Below are 15007 nucleotides of genomic sequence, written 5' to 3'. Positions count from 1 at the left end.
ATCCCGCGATGACCGACCACACCCGTTCCGCCACACCCTTCCGGGTCGCCGCGCTGCAGATGGTGAGCACGCCGGACGTCACACGCAATCTCGCCGAAGCGCGCCGCCTGATCGCGGAAGCCGCCGGCGAAGGCGCGCAGCTCGTGCTGCTGCCCGAGTATTTCTGCTTCATGGGCCATCGCGACACCGACAAGCTCGCGCTCGCCGAACCGTACCAGGACGGCCCGATCCAGCGCTTCCTCGCGGACGCCGCACGGCGCCACGGCGTCTGGGTGATCGGCGGCACGCTGCCGCTGAAGGCGCCCGAACCCGATCGCGTGCTGAACACGACGCTCGTGTTCGATCCGTCCGGCCACGAGGCCGCGCGCTACGACAAGATCCATCTGTTCAACTTCGAGAAAGGCGACGAATCGTTCGACGAGGCCCGCACGATCCGCGCGGGCGACACGGTCGTCGCGTTCGACGCGCCGTTCGGGCGGGTCGGCCTGTCGGTCTGTTACGATCTTCGCTTTCCGGAGCTGTATCGCCGGATGGGCGACTGCGCGCTGATCGTCGTCCCGTCGGCGTTTACGTATACGACAGGCCGCGCGCACTGGGAAACGCTGCTGCGCGCGCGGGCCGTCGAGAACCAGTGCTACGTGCTCGCGGCCGCGCAGGGCGGCAAGCACGAGAACGGCCGGCGCACCTGGGGCCACAGCATGCTGATCGATCCGTGGGGCGAGATCGTCGCGGTCCGCGATGTCGGTGCCAGCGTCGTGCTCGGCTCGATCGACCCGCAACGCATTGCCGACGTGCGCCAGAGCCTGCCCGCGTGGCGGCACCGCGTACTGACCTGAATTCGCCGCACCGCTTGAAACGCCGCGCGGCCAACCCATCTGCCCAGCAGCACCCGACAACTTTTTGAGAAACCCCGATATCCGCATGAACATCATCGAACCCGGCATCCGCAACCTCGCGCTGGCGAAGGACATCCTGCTCACGCCGTACGGCCTCGACGAAAGCCTGCTCACGCGCACGATCGCCGACATCTTCACGCACCGCGTCGACTACGCGGACCTGTACTTCCAGGCGACCCGCAGCGAAGCGTGGAGCCTCGAGGAAGGCATCGTCAAATCGGGCAGCTTCAGCATCGACCAGGGCGTCGGCGTGCGCGCGGTCGCGGGCGACCGCACCGCGTTCGCGTACTCGGACGACCTGTCGCCGGAAGCGATCGCGCAAGCCGCCGCGGCCACCAAGGCGATCGCGGCAGCCGGTGGCGGCCGCCAGAAGATCAAGGCCGCGACGTCGCTGAAGGGCATCTCGGGCCGCGACCTGTACCTGCCGTCCGACCCGCTCGCATCGCTCGACGCAACGGCCAAGGTCAAGCTGCTCGAGCGCATCGAGCAGATGGCGCGCGGGCGCGACCCGCGCATCACGCAGGTGATGGCCGGCCTCGCCGGCGAATACGACGTCGTGCTGGTCGCGCGCAGCGACGGCGCGCTCGCGGCCGACATCCGCCCGCTCGTGCGCGTGTCGGTCACGGTGATCGCCGAACAAAACGGCCGCCGCGAGATCGGCTCCGGCGGCGGCGGCGGCCGCTTCGACTACGGCTACTTCACCGACGAAGTCCTGTCGCGCTACGTCGACGACGCCGTACACGCGGCCCTCGTCAACCTCGACGCCCGCCCCGCACCGGCCGGCGCGATGACGGTCGTGCTCGGGCCGGGCTGGCCGGGCGTGCTGCTGCACGAGGCGATCGGCCACGGCCTCGAAGGCGATTTCAACCGCAAGGGCTCGTCGGCTTTCGCGGGCCGGATCGGCGAGCGGGTTGCTGCCAAGGGCGTGACCGTCGTCGACGACGGCACGCTGCCGAACCGCCGCGGCTCGCTGAACATCGACGACGAAGGCAACCCGACGCAGTGCACGACGCTGATCGAGGACGGCATCCTGAAGGGCTACATCCAGGACACGCTGAACGCACGCCTGATGAAGATGCCGGTCACCGGCAACGCACGGCGCGAGTCGTACGCGGCGCTGCCGATGCCGCGCATGACGAACACGTACATGCTGAACGGCGACAAGGATCCGCAGGAAATCATCGCGTCGGTGAAGAACGGCCTGTACGCGGTGAACTTCGGCGGCGGCCAGGTCGACATCACGAACGGCAAGTTCGTGTTCTCGGCGTCCGAGGCGTACATGATCGAGAACGGCAAGATCACCTACCCGGTGAAGGGCGCGACGCTGATCGGCAGCGGCCCCGAATCGCTGAAGGACGTGAGCATGATCGGCAACGACATGTCGCTCGACTCGGGTGTCGGCGTGTGCGGCAAGGAAGGCCAGAGCGTGCCGGTCGGCGTCGGCCAGCCGACCCTGCGGATCGACAGGATGACCGTCGGCGGTACGGCATAACCGCATCGCGGCGCAGACAATCCGCGCATTTTGGATAAAACGCGCGGATTGTCCGCATTTTCGACGTTTCCCGGTTGCCAGCTGTCCGACGACGCGGTATAAATTCCGAATCAACTTTTTTGACGAACCGAATCCCCGTCATGTCCGCCAAGTTTTACTTTTACTTTTTTTGGTATCTCAGACCGCTGGCGGATCGAGAGGGTTGATGGCGCGTAAAGCGCAACCGAAATTCCCGAAAAAACCGCCGGCGAACCCGGCGGTTTTTTTTCGCCCTTCGCCACCCGGTCGCCGCCGCAGCGGTCCCGCGGCCCCGACCGAAACCACTGAATCGCTTGAATTGATGAATCTGCCGCACGCCCACTGATCGAACGGCGCCCGGAACCAAGGAGAAACAGCATGCCCCCGCACAACACCGACGATGTCCGCATTCGCGAACTCAAGGAACTGACGCCGCCCGCTCACCTGATCCGCGAATTCGCGTGCTCCGAAGCCGCGTCCGAGCTGATCTACAACTCGCGCCAGTCGATGCACCGCATCCTGCACGGGATGGACGACCGGCTGATCGTCGTCGTCGGGCCGTGCTCGATCCATGACACGAAGGCGGCGATCGAATACGCGGGCCGGCTCGTGAAGGAACGCGAGCGCTTCAAGGGCGAACTGGAAATCGTGATGCGCGTGTACTTCGAGAAGCCGCGCACGACGGTCGGCTGGAAGGGGCTCATCAACGATCCGCACCTCGACAACAGCTTCAAGATCAACGAAGGGCTGCGCACCGCGCGCGAGCTGCTGCTGCAGATCAACGAAATGGGGCTGCCGGCCGCGACCGAATACCTCGACATGATCAGCCCGCAGTACATCGCCGACCTGGTCTCGTGGGGCGCGATCGGTGCGCGCACGACCGAGTCGCAGGTGCACCGCGAGCTCGCGTCGGGGCTGTCGTGCCCGGTCGGCTTCAAGAACGGCACCGACGGCAACGTGAAGATCGCGGTCGACGCGATCAAGGCCGCGTCGCAGCCGCACCATTTCCTGTCGGTGACGAAGGGCGGCCACTCGGCGATCGTGTCGACGGCCGGCAACGAGGACTGCCACGTGATCCTGCGCGGCGGCAAGACGCCGAACTACGACGCGGACAGCGTGAACGCCGCCTGCGCGGACATCGGCAAGGCGGGCCTCGCCGCGCGCCTGATGATCGACGCGAGCCACGCGAACAGCTCGAAGAAGCACGAGAACCAGATCCCCGTCTGCGCGGACATCGGCCGCCAGATCGCGGCCGGCGACGCTCGCATCGTCGGCGTGATGATCGAGTCGCACCTGGTCGAAGGCCGCCAGGACCTGAAGGAAGGCTGCGCGCTGACCTACGGCCAGAGCATCACCGACGCGTGCATCGCGTGGGACGACAGCGTGAAGGTGCTCGAGGGCCTCGCGGAATCGGTCAAGGCACGCCGCGTCGCGCGCGGCAGCGGCAACTGATCGCCCGGACCGCCGCAACGAAAAAGCCCGGCTCGCGCCGGGCTTTTTTCATGGGCCGCTGACTGCCGGTCAACACATCACTCGAGCGCGCCCGAACCGAAGATCTCGGTATTGATGCGTTCCGGCGCGACGCCGAGCGCCACCAGCGCATCGCGTTGCGCCTTCATGAACGCGACCGGGCCGCAGATGTAGTAGTCGGCGTCCGGCACCCGTGCGTATTGCTGCACGCGCTCCGGCGTGAGGCGCCCCTCGAGGTCGTAGTCGATGCCGGCGCGATCGTTCGGGCCGACCAGCTCGTACACCACCGTGCGCTTGACGTTCGCGTGTTCGTGCACCGTCTCGTTCAGCCAGTCGCGGAATGCGTGCACCGCGCCCGAACGGCATGCGTGGACGAACCGCACGTCACGTTTGCTGCCTTCGTCGACCAGCGTCGACGCCATCGACACCATCGGCGTCAGGCCGACGCCGCCGGAGATCAGCACGACCGGCGTATCGACGCCGCGCTTCAACGAGAATTCGCCCATCGGCGCGGTCACTTCGACGATCGAGCCCTCTTCGACACCGTCGTGCATCAGCGTCGACACCTTGCCGGCGGGAATCGCTTCCGGCAGGCCGGCTTCGCGCTTCACCGAGATGCGCAGCCACTTGCCGTGCGGCACATCGGACAGGCTGTACTGGCGCGGCTGGTCGACGCCCAGATCGCCGACGTAGCGCTTCACCGTGATGTACTGGCCCGGCTCGAAGGCCGGCGCCGCGCCGCCGTCGGCGGGTGTCAGGTAGAACGACGTGATCTCGTCGCTCTCGCGCACCTTGCGCGCGACCTTGAACGGGCGGAAGCCGCTCCACGCAGCGCCCGCGTACAGGTCGGCCTCGGCGCCGATCAGGATCTGCGCGAGCTGGCCGTATGCGACGCGCCACGCTTCGAGCGTTTGCGCATCGACCGCGTCGCCGAGCACTTCGACGATCGACGCGAGCAGGTTCTCGCCGACGATCGGGTAATGCTCGGGACGGATGTTCAGGCTCGCATGCTTGTGCGCGATGTGCGACACCGCCCCGCCCAACGCCCCGAGGTTGTCGATGTTCGCCGCATACGCGTAGACGGCCTTCGCGAGCGTTTCCGGCTGGCTGCCGGTCTTCTGGTGCGTCTGGTTGAACAGGTTCTTCAGTTCCGGATGACGCGCGAACATGCGCTGGTAGAAGTGCTTCGTGATCGTCGCGCCATGCACGGCAAGGACGGGGGCGGTGGCCTTCACACGGGCCATCTGGTCAGCGGTGATGTGGGTCATGTTCGTTCTCCGTTAAACATGCCCATACAATACATCTTTAAAAATACACGCTCCCTGGGCAAATTGTCGCAGTGCGCAAAAACGCGACGGCGCGTCAGCGGACGCGCCCGCGCTCCCACAGCACGTCGGCCCCGCCGCCGGCGCGGTTCAGCACGCGCGCGAGCACGAACAGCAGGTCGGACAGCCGGTTCACGTAGCGCCGCGGCGCATCATGGAGCGTGTCATGGCGCCCGAGCGCGACGATCGAGCGCTCCGCGCGGCGGCACACGGTCCGGCAGACGTGCGCGAGCGACGCCGCCCGCGAGCCGGCCGGCAGGATGAATTCCTTCAGCGGCGGCAGGGTCGCGTTGTAGTCGGCGAGCCACCGGTCGAGGCGAGCGAGGTGCGTGTCGTCGAGCACCGCATGGCCGGGGATGCACAGCTCGCCGCCGAGATCGAACAGGTCGTGCTGGATCGTGACGAGCGCCGTGCGCACGTCGTCCGGCAGCGTCTCGGCCAGCAGCACGCCGAGATTCGAATTCAGTTCGTCGACGTCGCCGATCGCGGCGATCCGCGCGTCGTCCTTGCCGATGCGCCGTCCGTCGCCGAGGCCGGTGGTGCCGTCGTCGCCCGTGCGCGTCGCGATCTTGCTCAAGCGGTTGCCCATGCGAATGTCCTCTCGTGCGCGGCCGCGATGCGGCCCGGGTGGCTGGAACGCGATTATCGCAGCCCGCGGCGGGAGGCGCAGCGGGCGTTACAGCGTAGAATGGGCCGAAAGTTTGACAAGCAGTCAGGAGACATTCGTGAATCACCCTGCCCCGCCGGCCACCACGCGCCGCCCGCTGCCCCCCGCCATGCTCGATGCGCTGCGCGCCGCCTTCGGCGAGCGCGTGTCGACCGCCGACGCGGTCCGCGCCCACCACGGCCGCGACGAATCGCCGTTCGATCCGCAACTGCCCGACGCCGTCGTGTTCGCGCACAGCACCGACGACGTATGCGAAGTCGTGTCGCTGTGCTCGCTCTACAGCGTACCGCTGATCCCGTACGGCGCCGGCTCGTCGCTCGAAGGCCACCTGCTCGCGGTGCGCGGCGGCGTGTCGCTCGACCTGTCGGAAATGAACCGTGTGCTGTCGATCAACGCCGAAGACCTGACTGTAACGGTCGAGCCGGGCATCACGCGCAAGGCGCTCAACGAAGCGCTGCGCGACACCGGCCTGTTCTTCCCGATCGACCCGGGCGCCGACGCCAGCATCGGCGGAATGACCGCGACCCGCGCATCGGGCACCAACGCCGTGCGCTACGGCACGATGCGCGAGAACGTGCTCGGCCTGACCGCGGTGCTCGCCGACGGCCGCGTGGTGAAAACCGGCTCGCGCGCCCGCAAGTCGTCGGCCGGCTACGACCTCACGCGCCTGTTCGTCGGGTCCGAAGGCACGCTCGGCGTGATCACCGAGATCACGCTGCGCCTGCACCCGTTGCCCGAAGCCGTATCGGCCGCGATCTGCACGTTCCCGACGATGGGCGACGCAGTACGCACCGTGATCGAGACGATCCAGATCGGCGTGCCGATCGCGCGCGTCGAATTCGTCGATGCGCTCGCCGTGCGCTCGATCAACCGCCATTCGAACCTGACGCTGACCGAAGCGCCGACGCTGTTCTTCGAATTCCACGGCACCGAGGCCGGCGTGAAGGAACAGGCCGAGCTCGTGCAGGCGCTCGCCGGCCAGAACAACGGCCAGGGCTTCGAATGGGCGACGCGCCCCGAGGACCGTACCCGGCTCTGGGCCGCGCGCCACAACGCGTACTTCGCGATGCTGCAGCTGAAGCCCGGCTGTCGCGCGGTGACGACCGACGTGTGCGTGCCGATCTCGCAGCTCGCCGCATGCGTCGAGGAAACCGAAGTCGACCTGCGCGCGTCGTCGCTGCCCTGCCCGATCGTCGGTCACGTCGGCGACGGCAATTTCCACGTCGCGATCCTGATCGATCCCGGCAAACCCGAGGAAATCGCCGAAGCCGAGCACATCAACGACCGGATCGTCGAGCGCGCGCTGCGCCTCGGCGGCACCTGCACGGGCGAGCACGGCGTCGGGCTGCACAAGATGCGTTTCCTGCCGAAGGAGCACGGCGACAACGCGATCGACACGATGCGCGCGATCAAGCTCGCGCTCGATCCGCGCAACCTGATGAATCCGGGCAAGATTTTCACGTGCTGACACGGCGGCGCACCATCGCGCCGCCTGCTGCAGGAGACCTCATGAACGCTCCCGTCGAACTGTCGAGCGCGGCCCGCGCGCAGCGCCAGCGCGAAGTGGTGCAGGCGCTGATGGCCGTGCTGCCGACGCACTGCCTGCTGTACCGCGACGAAGACACGGCGCCGTACGAATGCGATGGCCTGTCCGCGTACCGCCGCCTGCCGCTCGCGGTCGCGCTGCCGGAAACCGAATCGCAGGTGCAGCGGATCGTGCAGATCTGCCGCCGCATGGAAGTGCCGATCGTGCCGCGCGGCGCAGGCACGAGCCTGTCGGGCGGCGCGCTGCCGATCGCACTCGGCGTCGTGCTGTCGCTCGCGCGCTTCACGCGCATCGTCGAAGTCGATCCGTACGCGCGCACGGCGACCGTGCAACCCGGCGTGCGCAACCTCGCGATCTCGGAAGCCGCCGCGCCGTACGGCCTGTATTACGCGCCCGATCCTTCATCGCAGATCGCGTGCACGATCGGCGGCAACGTCGCGGAAAATTCCGGCGGCGTCCATTGCCTGAAATACGGACTGACCGTACACAACGTGATGCGTGTGCGCGCGGTGACGATCGACGGCGAGGTCGTCGAATTCGGCTCGCTCGCGCTCGACATGCCCGGCCTCGACCTGCTCGCCGTGATGATCGGCAGCGAAGGGATGTTCGCGATCGTCACCGAAGTGACGGTGCGGCTGATCCCGAAGCCGCAGACCGCGCAGCTCGTGATGGCGAGCTTTGACGACGTCGTCAAGGGCGGCGAGGCCGTCGCGGCGATCATCGCGTCGGGCATCATCCCCGCTGGGCTCGAGATGATGGACAAGCCGGCCACACAGGCCGTCGAGGCGTTCACGCACGCGGGCTACGACCTCGATGCGAAGGCGATCCTGCTGTGCGAATCGGACGGCACGCCGGAAGAAGTCGCCGAGGAGATCGTGCGGATGACGGCCGTGCTGCGCGAACACGGCGCGACGCGCATCCAGGTGTCGCGCAACGAACAGGAGCGGCTGCGCTACTGGTCGGGCCGCAAGAACGCGTTCCCGGCAGCCGGCCGCATTTCCGCGGATTACTACTGCATGGACGGCACCGTGCCGCGCCGCGCGATCGGTCCGCTGCTCGCGCGCATCGAACAACTCGAGACGCGCTACGGGTTACGCTGCATCAACGTGTTCCATGCGGGCGACGGCAACATGCATCCGCTGATCCTGTACAACGCGAACGATCCGGACGAGCTGCACCGTGCCGAGCAGTTCGGCGCGGAAATCCTCGAATGCTGCGTGGAATTCGGCGGCAGCGTGACGGGCGAACACGGTGTCGGCATCGAGAAGCTCAATTCGATGTGCGTACAGTTCTCGCCGCAGGAGCGCGATGCATTCTTCGCGGTCAAGCGCGCATTCGATCCGGCCGGGCTGCTGAATCCGGACAAGGGGATCCCGACCCGCGCGCGCTGCGCCGAATACGGCCGCCAGCACGTGCGCGGCGGGCTGCTGCCGCACCCCGACCTGCCGCGCTTCTGAGCGTCGCGCGGGGGCCGCGGCCCCCGCGCGCGTCCGCACGGGCATGCGGTATGCAATACGGGGCTTAGGGATAGTCGCGATGTGGAATCGCGCCACCCCGGTACAATCGACCGAACAACAAGTCGAGGCAGCAACAGAACATGGAAGAGGACGACATCGTCGCCGGATGGGCCGAGCGCATCCGCGCGGCCAGTGCCGATGGCCGGCCGCTGCGGATTCGCGGCGGCGGCACCAAGGACTGGTACGGCCAGGCGCTCGAAGGCGAAATTCTCGACACGCGCGCGTTTCAGGGCGTCGTGTCGTACGACCCGGCCGAACTCGTCGTCACGGTCCGCGCGGGCACGCCGCTCGCGCAGCTTGAAACCGTCCTCGCCGAGTGCGGCCAGATGCTGCCGTTCGAGCCGCCGCATTTCGGCCGCGCGGCCACGGTCGGCGGCTGCGTCGCGGCCGGCCTCGCGGGCCCGCGCCGCGCCACCTGCGGCGCCCCGCGCGATTTCGTGCTCGGCGTCGCGCTGATGAACGGCCGCGGCGAGCTGCTGCGGTTCGGCGGGCAGGTCGTGAAGAACGTCGCCGGCTACGACGTGTCGCGGCTGATGGCCGGCGCGCTCGGCACGCTCGGGCTGATGCTCGACCTGTCGATCAAGGTGCTGCCGATGCCCGTCGCCGAGGTCACGCTGAAGTTCGAGATGACCGCGACCGACGCGGTGCGCAAGCTCAACGAATGGGGCGGCCATCCGTTGCCCGTCAGCGCCAGCGCCTGGCGCAACGGCACGCTCGTGCTGCGCCTGTCGGGCGCCGAAGCGGCCGTGAAATCCGCGAAGACGCTGCTCGGCGGCGAAGTCGTCGACGCGGTCGAAGCCGAGCGCTTCTGGGCCGGCCTGCGCGAGCATACCGACCCGTTCTTCAACGGCATCCCGCCTGGCTACGCGCTGTGGCGCCTCGCATTGCCGTCGATCATCGAACCGATGCACCTGCCCGGCACCCAGCTGATGGAATGGGGCGGCGCGCAGCGCTGGTGGATCACCGACGCCGATGCGCAGACCGTGCGCATGAGCGCGAAGCAGGCTGGCGGCCACGCGACGCTGTTCCGCGCGGGCGACGCGTACGACCGCAGCGCGGGCGTGTTCACGCCGCTCCCCGCCCCGATGATGAAAATCCACCGCGGGCTGAAGGCCGCGTTCGATCCCGCGCGCATCTTCAACCGCGGCCGGCTCTACCCTGATCTCTGAGGGATCGATGCAAACGAACCTCGCCGATTTCATCCGCAACACGCCCGACGGCGACGAGGCCGACGCGATCCTGCGCAAGTGCGTGCACTGCGGGTTCTGCACCGCGACCTGCCCGACCTACCAGCTCCTCGGCGACGAACTCGACGGCCCGCGCGGCCGCATCTACCTGATCAAGCAGATGGTCGAAGGGGCGCCCGTCACGCGCAGCACGCAGCAGCACCTCGACCGCTGCCTCACGTGCCGCAGCTGCGAGACGACCTGCCCGTCCGGCGTCCAGTACGGCCGGCTCGTCGAGATCGGCCGCAAGCACGTCGAAGCACAGGTGCAGCGCCCCGTGCAGCAACGCCTGATGCGCCGCGTGCTCGCGAGCCTCGTGCCGAACGCCGCGCTGTTCTCGCCGGTGATGCGGCTCGGCCAGCACGTGCGGCCGCTGTTGCCGAAGCGGCTGCGCGACAAGGTGCCGCCGCGCACGCGGCTGCTCGAATGGCCGCACCGCACGCATACGCGCAAGATGCTGATGCTCGGCGGCTGCGTGCAGCCGTCGATGCTGCCCAACATCAACATCGCGACCGCGCGCGTGCTCGACGCGCTCGGCATCGAGACGGTCGTCGCGCCCGACGCGGGCTGCTGCGGCGCGATCCGCCTGCACCTGAACTATCACGACGAAGCGCTCGACGACGCGCGCCGCAACATCGACGCGTGGTGGCCGCACGTCGAACAGGGCGCCGAGGCAATCGTGATGAATGCGTCGGGCTGCGGCGCGACGGTGCTCGAATATGCACATCTGCTGCGCGACGATCCGGCCTACGCGGAAAAGGCGCAGCGCATCGTGTCGCTGACGCGCGACATCTCCGACGTGCTGCTCGCGTTCGAGGCGGAACTCGCGACGCTCGCGCGGCGTCGCGCGATTCATACGGTCGCGTACCACCCGCCGTGCACGCTGCAGCACGGCCAGCAGTCGCGCGGCAAGGTCGAACGGCTGCTCGAGACGCTCGGCATCGACGTGCGGCTGCCGGCCGACAGCCATCTGTGCTGCGGCTCGGCCGGCACCTATTCGCTGACGCAGCCGTCGCTGTCGTACCGGTTGCGCAAGCAGAAGCTGCTGAAGCTGCAGGCCCTCGAACCGCAGATGATCGTGTCCGGCAACATCGGCTGCATCGCACACCTGCAGAGCGGCACGCAGATTCCGGTCGCCCACTGGGTCCAGCTGGTCGAGCATTTGCTGTACGGCTGAGCCCTGCTCCCGCCAATGACGGGCGTGTGCGCGGCGTCCGTATAATGAGCGGATCGATGCGCCGCGTGTCGCGGCGCATCGGCTTCATGCCCGCTTCCTTGCCCGCTTCCGTGCCTGCTTTCGTGCCCGTCATGTCCGATCTTGCCGCCCGTCTCGACTCCGTTCATCGCCGCATTGCCGACGCCGCCCGCGCGGCCGGCCGCGATCCCGCCACCATCTCGCTGCTCGCCGTGTCGAAGACGTTCCCCGCCGACGACGTGCGCGCCGCGCATGAAGCCGGACAACGCGCGTTCGGTGAAAACTACGTGCAGGAATCGATCGACAAGATCGACGCGCTCGCCGACCTGCGCGCAAGCCTCGAATGGCATTTCATCGGGCCGCTGCAATCGAACAAGACGCGCCCCGTCGCCGAGCGCTTCGACTGGGTCCATTCGGTCGACCGGCTGAAGATCGCGCAGCGCCTGTCGGAACAGCGCCCCGCCCACCTGCCGCCGCTCAACGTGTGCGTGCAGGTGAACATCAGCGGCGAGGCGTCGAAGAGCGGCGTCGCGCCGGCCGACGTGGCCGAGGTCGCGCGCGCGGTTGCCGCGCTGCCGTCGCTGCGGCTGCGCGGCCTGATGGCGATTCCCGAACCGGCCGGCGATACCGATGCACAACGCGTGCCGCATCGTGCGCTGCGCGCGCTGTTCGACACGTTGCGCGCCGGCGGCCTGCCGCTCGACACGCTGTCGATGGGCATGTCCGCCGATCTCGACGCGGCCGTGCTCGAAGGCGCGACGATCGTGCGCGTCGGCACCGCGATCTTCGGCGCGCGCGATTATTCGCACTGAGCGCCGCGCCATTTCCGCCTTTCCGTTCACTCACCTGCTCATTCGGACATCATGAAAATCGCATTCATCGGCGGCGGCAACATGGCCGCGGCCCTGATCGGCGGCCTGATCAAGCGCGGCGTCGCCGCTGACGGCCTGTATGCCATCGACGTCAACGAAGACGTCCGCGCGCGCGCCGCGCAGCAATTCGGCGTGCGCACCGGCGCGGCCACCGACGCGACGCTCGCCGGGTACGACGCGATCGTGCTCGCGGTGAAGCCGCAGGTGCTGAAGGACGTCGCACAGGCGCTCGCGCCGCACCTGACGTCGCAGCTCGTGATCAGCATCGCGGCGGGCATCCGCGGCACGGATCTCGCGCGCTGGCTCGGCGACTACGCGCGCGTCGTGCGCACGATGCCGAACACGCCTGCGCTGGTCGGCATGGGCGTGACGGGCCTCGCCGCGCTGCCGGGCGTCGACGCGGCGGGCCGCGAACTCGCATCGAACGTGCTCGGCGCGGTCGGCGAGATCGTGTGGTTCGACGACGAATCGCAGCTCGACGCCGTCACGGCCATTTCGGGCAGCGGCCCCGCGTACGTGTTCTATTTCATCGAAGCGCTGCAGGAAGCCGCGCGCCGCCTCGGCATGAACGACGAGCAAGGTCGCGCGCTCGCGGTCGCGACGTTCACGGGCGCCGCGCAACTGGCCGCGCAATCGGGCGAGCCGGCGAGCGTGCTGCGCGAGCGCGTGACGTCGAAGGGTGGCACGACGGCCGCTGCGCTCGCGGCGTTCGACGCGCAAGGCGTGAAGGAAGCGATCGTGCGCGGCGCGCTCGCGGCCGAAGCGCGTGCGAAGGAAATGGGCGACGAACTCGGCCGCGCGTAAGCACGGTCGCGCCCGCCGGGTCTCCGGCACGCGACGTAAAAAAAGCGGCCATCAGGCCGCTTTTTTATTGGCAGCGCGCGCCGGGCGCGCGGCTTCGTTCAGTTACCCGCCAGCAGGTAATGCGCGGCGATCCCCGCGAACAGCACGCCGCCGAGCCAGTTGTTGTGCCGGAACGCCGCGAAGCACGGCATCCGCTCACGGTCCTTGATCAGCGTGTAGTGATACAGCGCGCAGCCGGCCGCGGCGGCCCAGCCGGCCCAGTACACGAGACCGAAGCCGAGCGTCACGCCGACCCACACGTAGATACCGAGCGTCACCGCGTAACACGCCATCACGGCCGCGACGTCGAAGCGGCCGAACGTCAGCGCGGACGTACGGATGCCGATCTTGATGTCGTCGTCGCGATCGACCATTGCGTACTCGGTGTCGTACGCGACCGACCAGAAGATGTTCGCGATCAGCATGATCCACGCGATCACCGGTACCGTGTCCTGCACGGCCGCGAACGCCATCGGGATCCCGAAGCCGAACGCGATGCCGAGATACGCCTGCGGAATCGCGAAGAAGCGCTTCATGAACGGATACGAGCCCGCGACGAACAGCGCGACGACGGACAGCTCCTTCGTCAGCGTGTTCAGCGGCAGGATCAGCAGGAATGCGATGAACGACAGCCCGACCGCGATCGCGACGGCCTCCCATGCGCGGATCTTGCCCGACGTCAGCGGCCGGTCGGCCGTGCGCTTCACGTGACGGTCGAAATCGCGGTCGGCGTAGTCGTTCATCGCGCAGCCGGCCGAGCGCATCAGCAGCGTGCCGAGCGTGAAGATCACGAGCAGCGGCCAGCGCGGGTGGCCGTCCGACGCGATCCACAGCGCGTTGAGCGTCGGCCACAGCAGCAGCAGGCTGCCGATCGGCTTGTCCATCCGGACGAGCCGCAGATACAGGGGAAAGCGGGCAAGCATGGCGAAGCACCGGGAAGATAACCCCGGCATTTTAGAGCCGAGCGGCGCTTCGCGTCATGTCGGGGCAGCCCGCAGCCGGCTGCCGGCGGGCGGGCATACGCCGCCCGGGCCCGCTGCAGGCGGCTGTGCCGTCGTGCGCATCAATCAAGGGACAGGTTCGACATCTCGGCGGGTCGGACCGAAAGGCAGCCGTTCGCGGCCGTGCCGTGCTTACGCGAGCAGCGACAGCAGCCTCCACGCGGTCTTTTCATGCGTCTGCAGGCGCTGCGTCAGCAGGTCAGCGCTCGGCTCGTCGCTCGCCGCGTCGGCGATCGGGACGCTGTCGCGTGCGGTGCGCACGACCGTCTCGTGCCCTTCGACGAGCTGGCGGATCATCTCCTCGGCGGCCGGCATGCCCTTCGCTTGCGGCACCGACGACAGTTTCGCGAAATCGGCGAACGTGCCCGGCGCAACGACGCCGAGCGTGCGAATGCGCTCGGCGACCGAATCGACCGCGAGCCGCAGTGCGTTGTACTGCGCCTCGAACATCAGGTGCAGCGTGTTGAACATCGGGCCCGTGACGTTCCAGTGGAAATTGTGGGTCCTCAGGTACAGCGAGAACGTATCGGCGAGCAGCCGCGACAGGCCGTCCGGGATCTTCTTGCGGCCCTTGTCGCCGATGCCGATGTTGATCGGCGCGGCACGAGTCATTCCCGGCATGTTCCGGACTCCTGATTCAATGACCCAGGGCAATGAAAGCGAATCGGGCTACCTGCTGTCGATGCCGCGCCGCGCTCAGGCGGCCGCGATCGCGTGCAGCGCTTGTGACACCAGTTCGGCCACACCGCCGATGACAATCGCGAATCCGACGACGTACCGCGCGATCTCGGCCGGCGCCCGCACCTTCGGCGCCGCCAGTGCGGCGCGCATGTTCAATATCATTTGCGACATGATCGTCACTCCTTCAACGAAATCCGTGATCCAGTAGAAACGGCCGGTCGGACGACCGGCCGTTTCCCGTTACTGCCTCACCGTGCT

The 15007-nt window shown here is 68.0% G+C and carries 15 protein-coding genes; 10 read left to right on the top strand and 5 right to left on the bottom strand.

Annotated features, from left to right (window positions below; translation table 11 throughout):
* Positions 1 to 8 precede the first annotated feature (8 nt).
* Positions 9 to 836, top strand: a complete 828-nt coding sequence (locus tag OHZ10_RS03540; RefSeq protein ID WP_174993211.1) for a carbon-nitrogen hydrolase family protein — start codon at positions 9 to 11, stop codon at positions 834 to 836.
* A gap of 85 nt (positions 837 to 921) precedes the next feature.
* On the top strand, positions 922 to 2388 hold the full coding sequence (gene tldD, locus OHZ10_RS03535) for a metalloprotease TldD (RefSeq protein WP_059236024.1): 1467 nt from the start codon (positions 922 to 924) through the stop codon (positions 2386 to 2388).
* A 110-nt stretch (positions 2389 to 2498) separates the two neighbouring features.
* Here tldD and OHZ10_RS03530 read toward each other — a convergent pair whose 3' ends face one another.
* Positions 2499 to 2786: a hypothetical protein gene (locus OHZ10_RS03530; RefSeq protein ID WP_174993210.1), complete on the bottom strand. Its 288-nt coding sequence runs from the start codon at positions 2784 to 2786 to the stop codon at positions 2499 to 2501.
* Between OHZ10_RS03530 and aroG the strand changes: the two genes are divergently transcribed.
* Positions 2785 to 3858 (top strand): 3-deoxy-7-phosphoheptulonate synthase AroG, encoded by a 1074-nt coding sequence (gene aroG / locus OHZ10_RS03525; RefSeq protein WP_059236025.1) that lies wholly within the window; start codon positions 2785 to 2787, stop codon positions 3856 to 3858. The two genes, OHZ10_RS03530 and aroG, sit on opposite strands and share 2 nt — an antisense overlap.
* Positions 3859 to 3935: 77 nt before the next feature.
* Here aroG and hmpA read toward each other — a convergent pair whose 3' ends face one another.
* Together hmpA and OHZ10_RS03515 are read right to left on the bottom strand one after the other, a co-directional pair.
* The gene (gene hmpA / locus OHZ10_RS03520; protein WP_174993209.1) at positions 3936 to 5144 is read right to left on the bottom strand and encodes an NO-inducible flavohemoprotein; all 1209 of its coding nucleotides are present in this window, start codon (positions 5142 to 5144) and stop codon (positions 3936 to 3938) included.
* A 94-nt stretch (positions 5145 to 5238) separates the two neighbouring features.
* Positions 5239 to 5790, bottom strand: a complete 552-nt coding sequence (locus tag OHZ10_RS03515) for a cob(I)yrinic acid a,c-diamide adenosyltransferase (protein WP_059236027.1) — start codon at positions 5788 to 5790, stop codon at positions 5239 to 5241.
* Positions 5791 to 5926: 136 nt separating this feature from the next.
* Here OHZ10_RS03515 and OHZ10_RS03510 point away from each other — a divergent pair, with 136 nt between their 5' ends.
* The 6 genes from OHZ10_RS03510 (at position 5927) to proC (ending at position 13028) form a co-directional block, all read left to right on the top strand.
* Complete coding sequence (locus OHZ10_RS03510) at positions 5927 to 7336, top strand: FAD-binding oxidoreductase (protein WP_059236028.1); 1410 nt, start codon at positions 5927 to 5929, stop codon at positions 7334 to 7336.
* A 41-nt stretch (positions 7337 to 7377) separates the two neighbouring features.
* The gene (locus OHZ10_RS03505; RefSeq protein WP_059236029.1) at positions 7378 to 8871 is read left to right on the top strand and encodes an FAD-linked oxidase C-terminal domain-containing protein; all 1494 of its coding nucleotides are present in this window, start codon (positions 7378 to 7380) and stop codon (positions 8869 to 8871) included.
* A gap of 140 nt (positions 8872 to 9011) precedes the next feature.
* A complete protein-coding gene (gene glcE / locus OHZ10_RS03500; protein ID WP_342703630.1) occupies positions 9012 to 10100 on the top strand; it encodes a glycolate oxidase subunit GlcE in 1089 nt (362 codons plus the stop codon).
* A 7-nt stretch (positions 10101 to 10107) separates the two neighbouring features.
* Entirely contained in the window at positions 10108 to 11334 is a 1227-nt protein-coding gene (glcF, locus tag OHZ10_RS03495; RefSeq protein ID WP_059236033.1) for a glycolate oxidase subunit GlcF, read from the top strand.
* 131 nt (positions 11335 to 11465) lie between these two features.
* A complete protein-coding gene (locus OHZ10_RS03490) occupies positions 11466 to 12164 on the top strand; it encodes a YggS family pyridoxal phosphate-dependent enzyme (RefSeq protein WP_342703627.1) in 699 nt (232 codons plus the stop codon).
* A gap of 51 nt (positions 12165 to 12215) precedes the next feature.
* Positions 12216 to 13028 carry a pyrroline-5-carboxylate reductase gene (proC, locus tag OHZ10_RS03485; RefSeq protein ID WP_059236035.1) on the top strand — a complete coding sequence of 271 codons (813 nt, stop codon included), beginning with the start codon at positions 12216 to 12218 and terminating at the stop codon, positions 13026 to 13028.
* Between the two features lie 98 nt (positions 13029 to 13126).
* On the opposite strand, the gene ubiA is transcribed toward proC, so the two are convergent.
* Together ubiA and OHZ10_RS03475 are read right to left on the bottom strand one after the other, a co-directional pair.
* Positions 13127 to 13990 (bottom strand): 4-hydroxybenzoate octaprenyltransferase, encoded by an 864-nt coding sequence (ubiA, locus tag OHZ10_RS03480; RefSeq protein WP_059236036.1) that lies wholly within the window; start codon positions 13988 to 13990, stop codon positions 13127 to 13129.
* A 210-nt stretch (positions 13991 to 14200) separates the two neighbouring features.
* Positions 14201 to 14689, bottom strand: a complete 489-nt coding sequence (locus tag OHZ10_RS03475; protein WP_342703624.1) for a Dps family protein — start codon at positions 14687 to 14689, stop codon at positions 14201 to 14203.
* A 19-nt stretch (positions 14690 to 14708) separates the two neighbouring features.
* Between OHZ10_RS03475 and OHZ10_RS03470 the strand changes: the two genes are divergently transcribed.
* A complete protein-coding gene (locus OHZ10_RS03470) occupies positions 14709 to 14957 on the top strand; it encodes a hypothetical protein (RefSeq protein ID WP_155627176.1) in 249 nt (82 codons plus the stop codon).
* Positions 14958 to 15007 lie beyond the last annotated feature (50 nt).

The sequence above is a fragment of the Burkholderia arboris genome, from assembly GCF_038723655.1.
GTDB classification, from domain to species: Bacteria; Pseudomonadota; Gammaproteobacteria; order Burkholderiales; family Burkholderiaceae; genus Burkholderia; species Burkholderia arboris.
The sequence above is the reverse complement of the archived record's forward strand: the minus strand, read 5'-3'. Positions and strand labels throughout refer to the sequence as shown.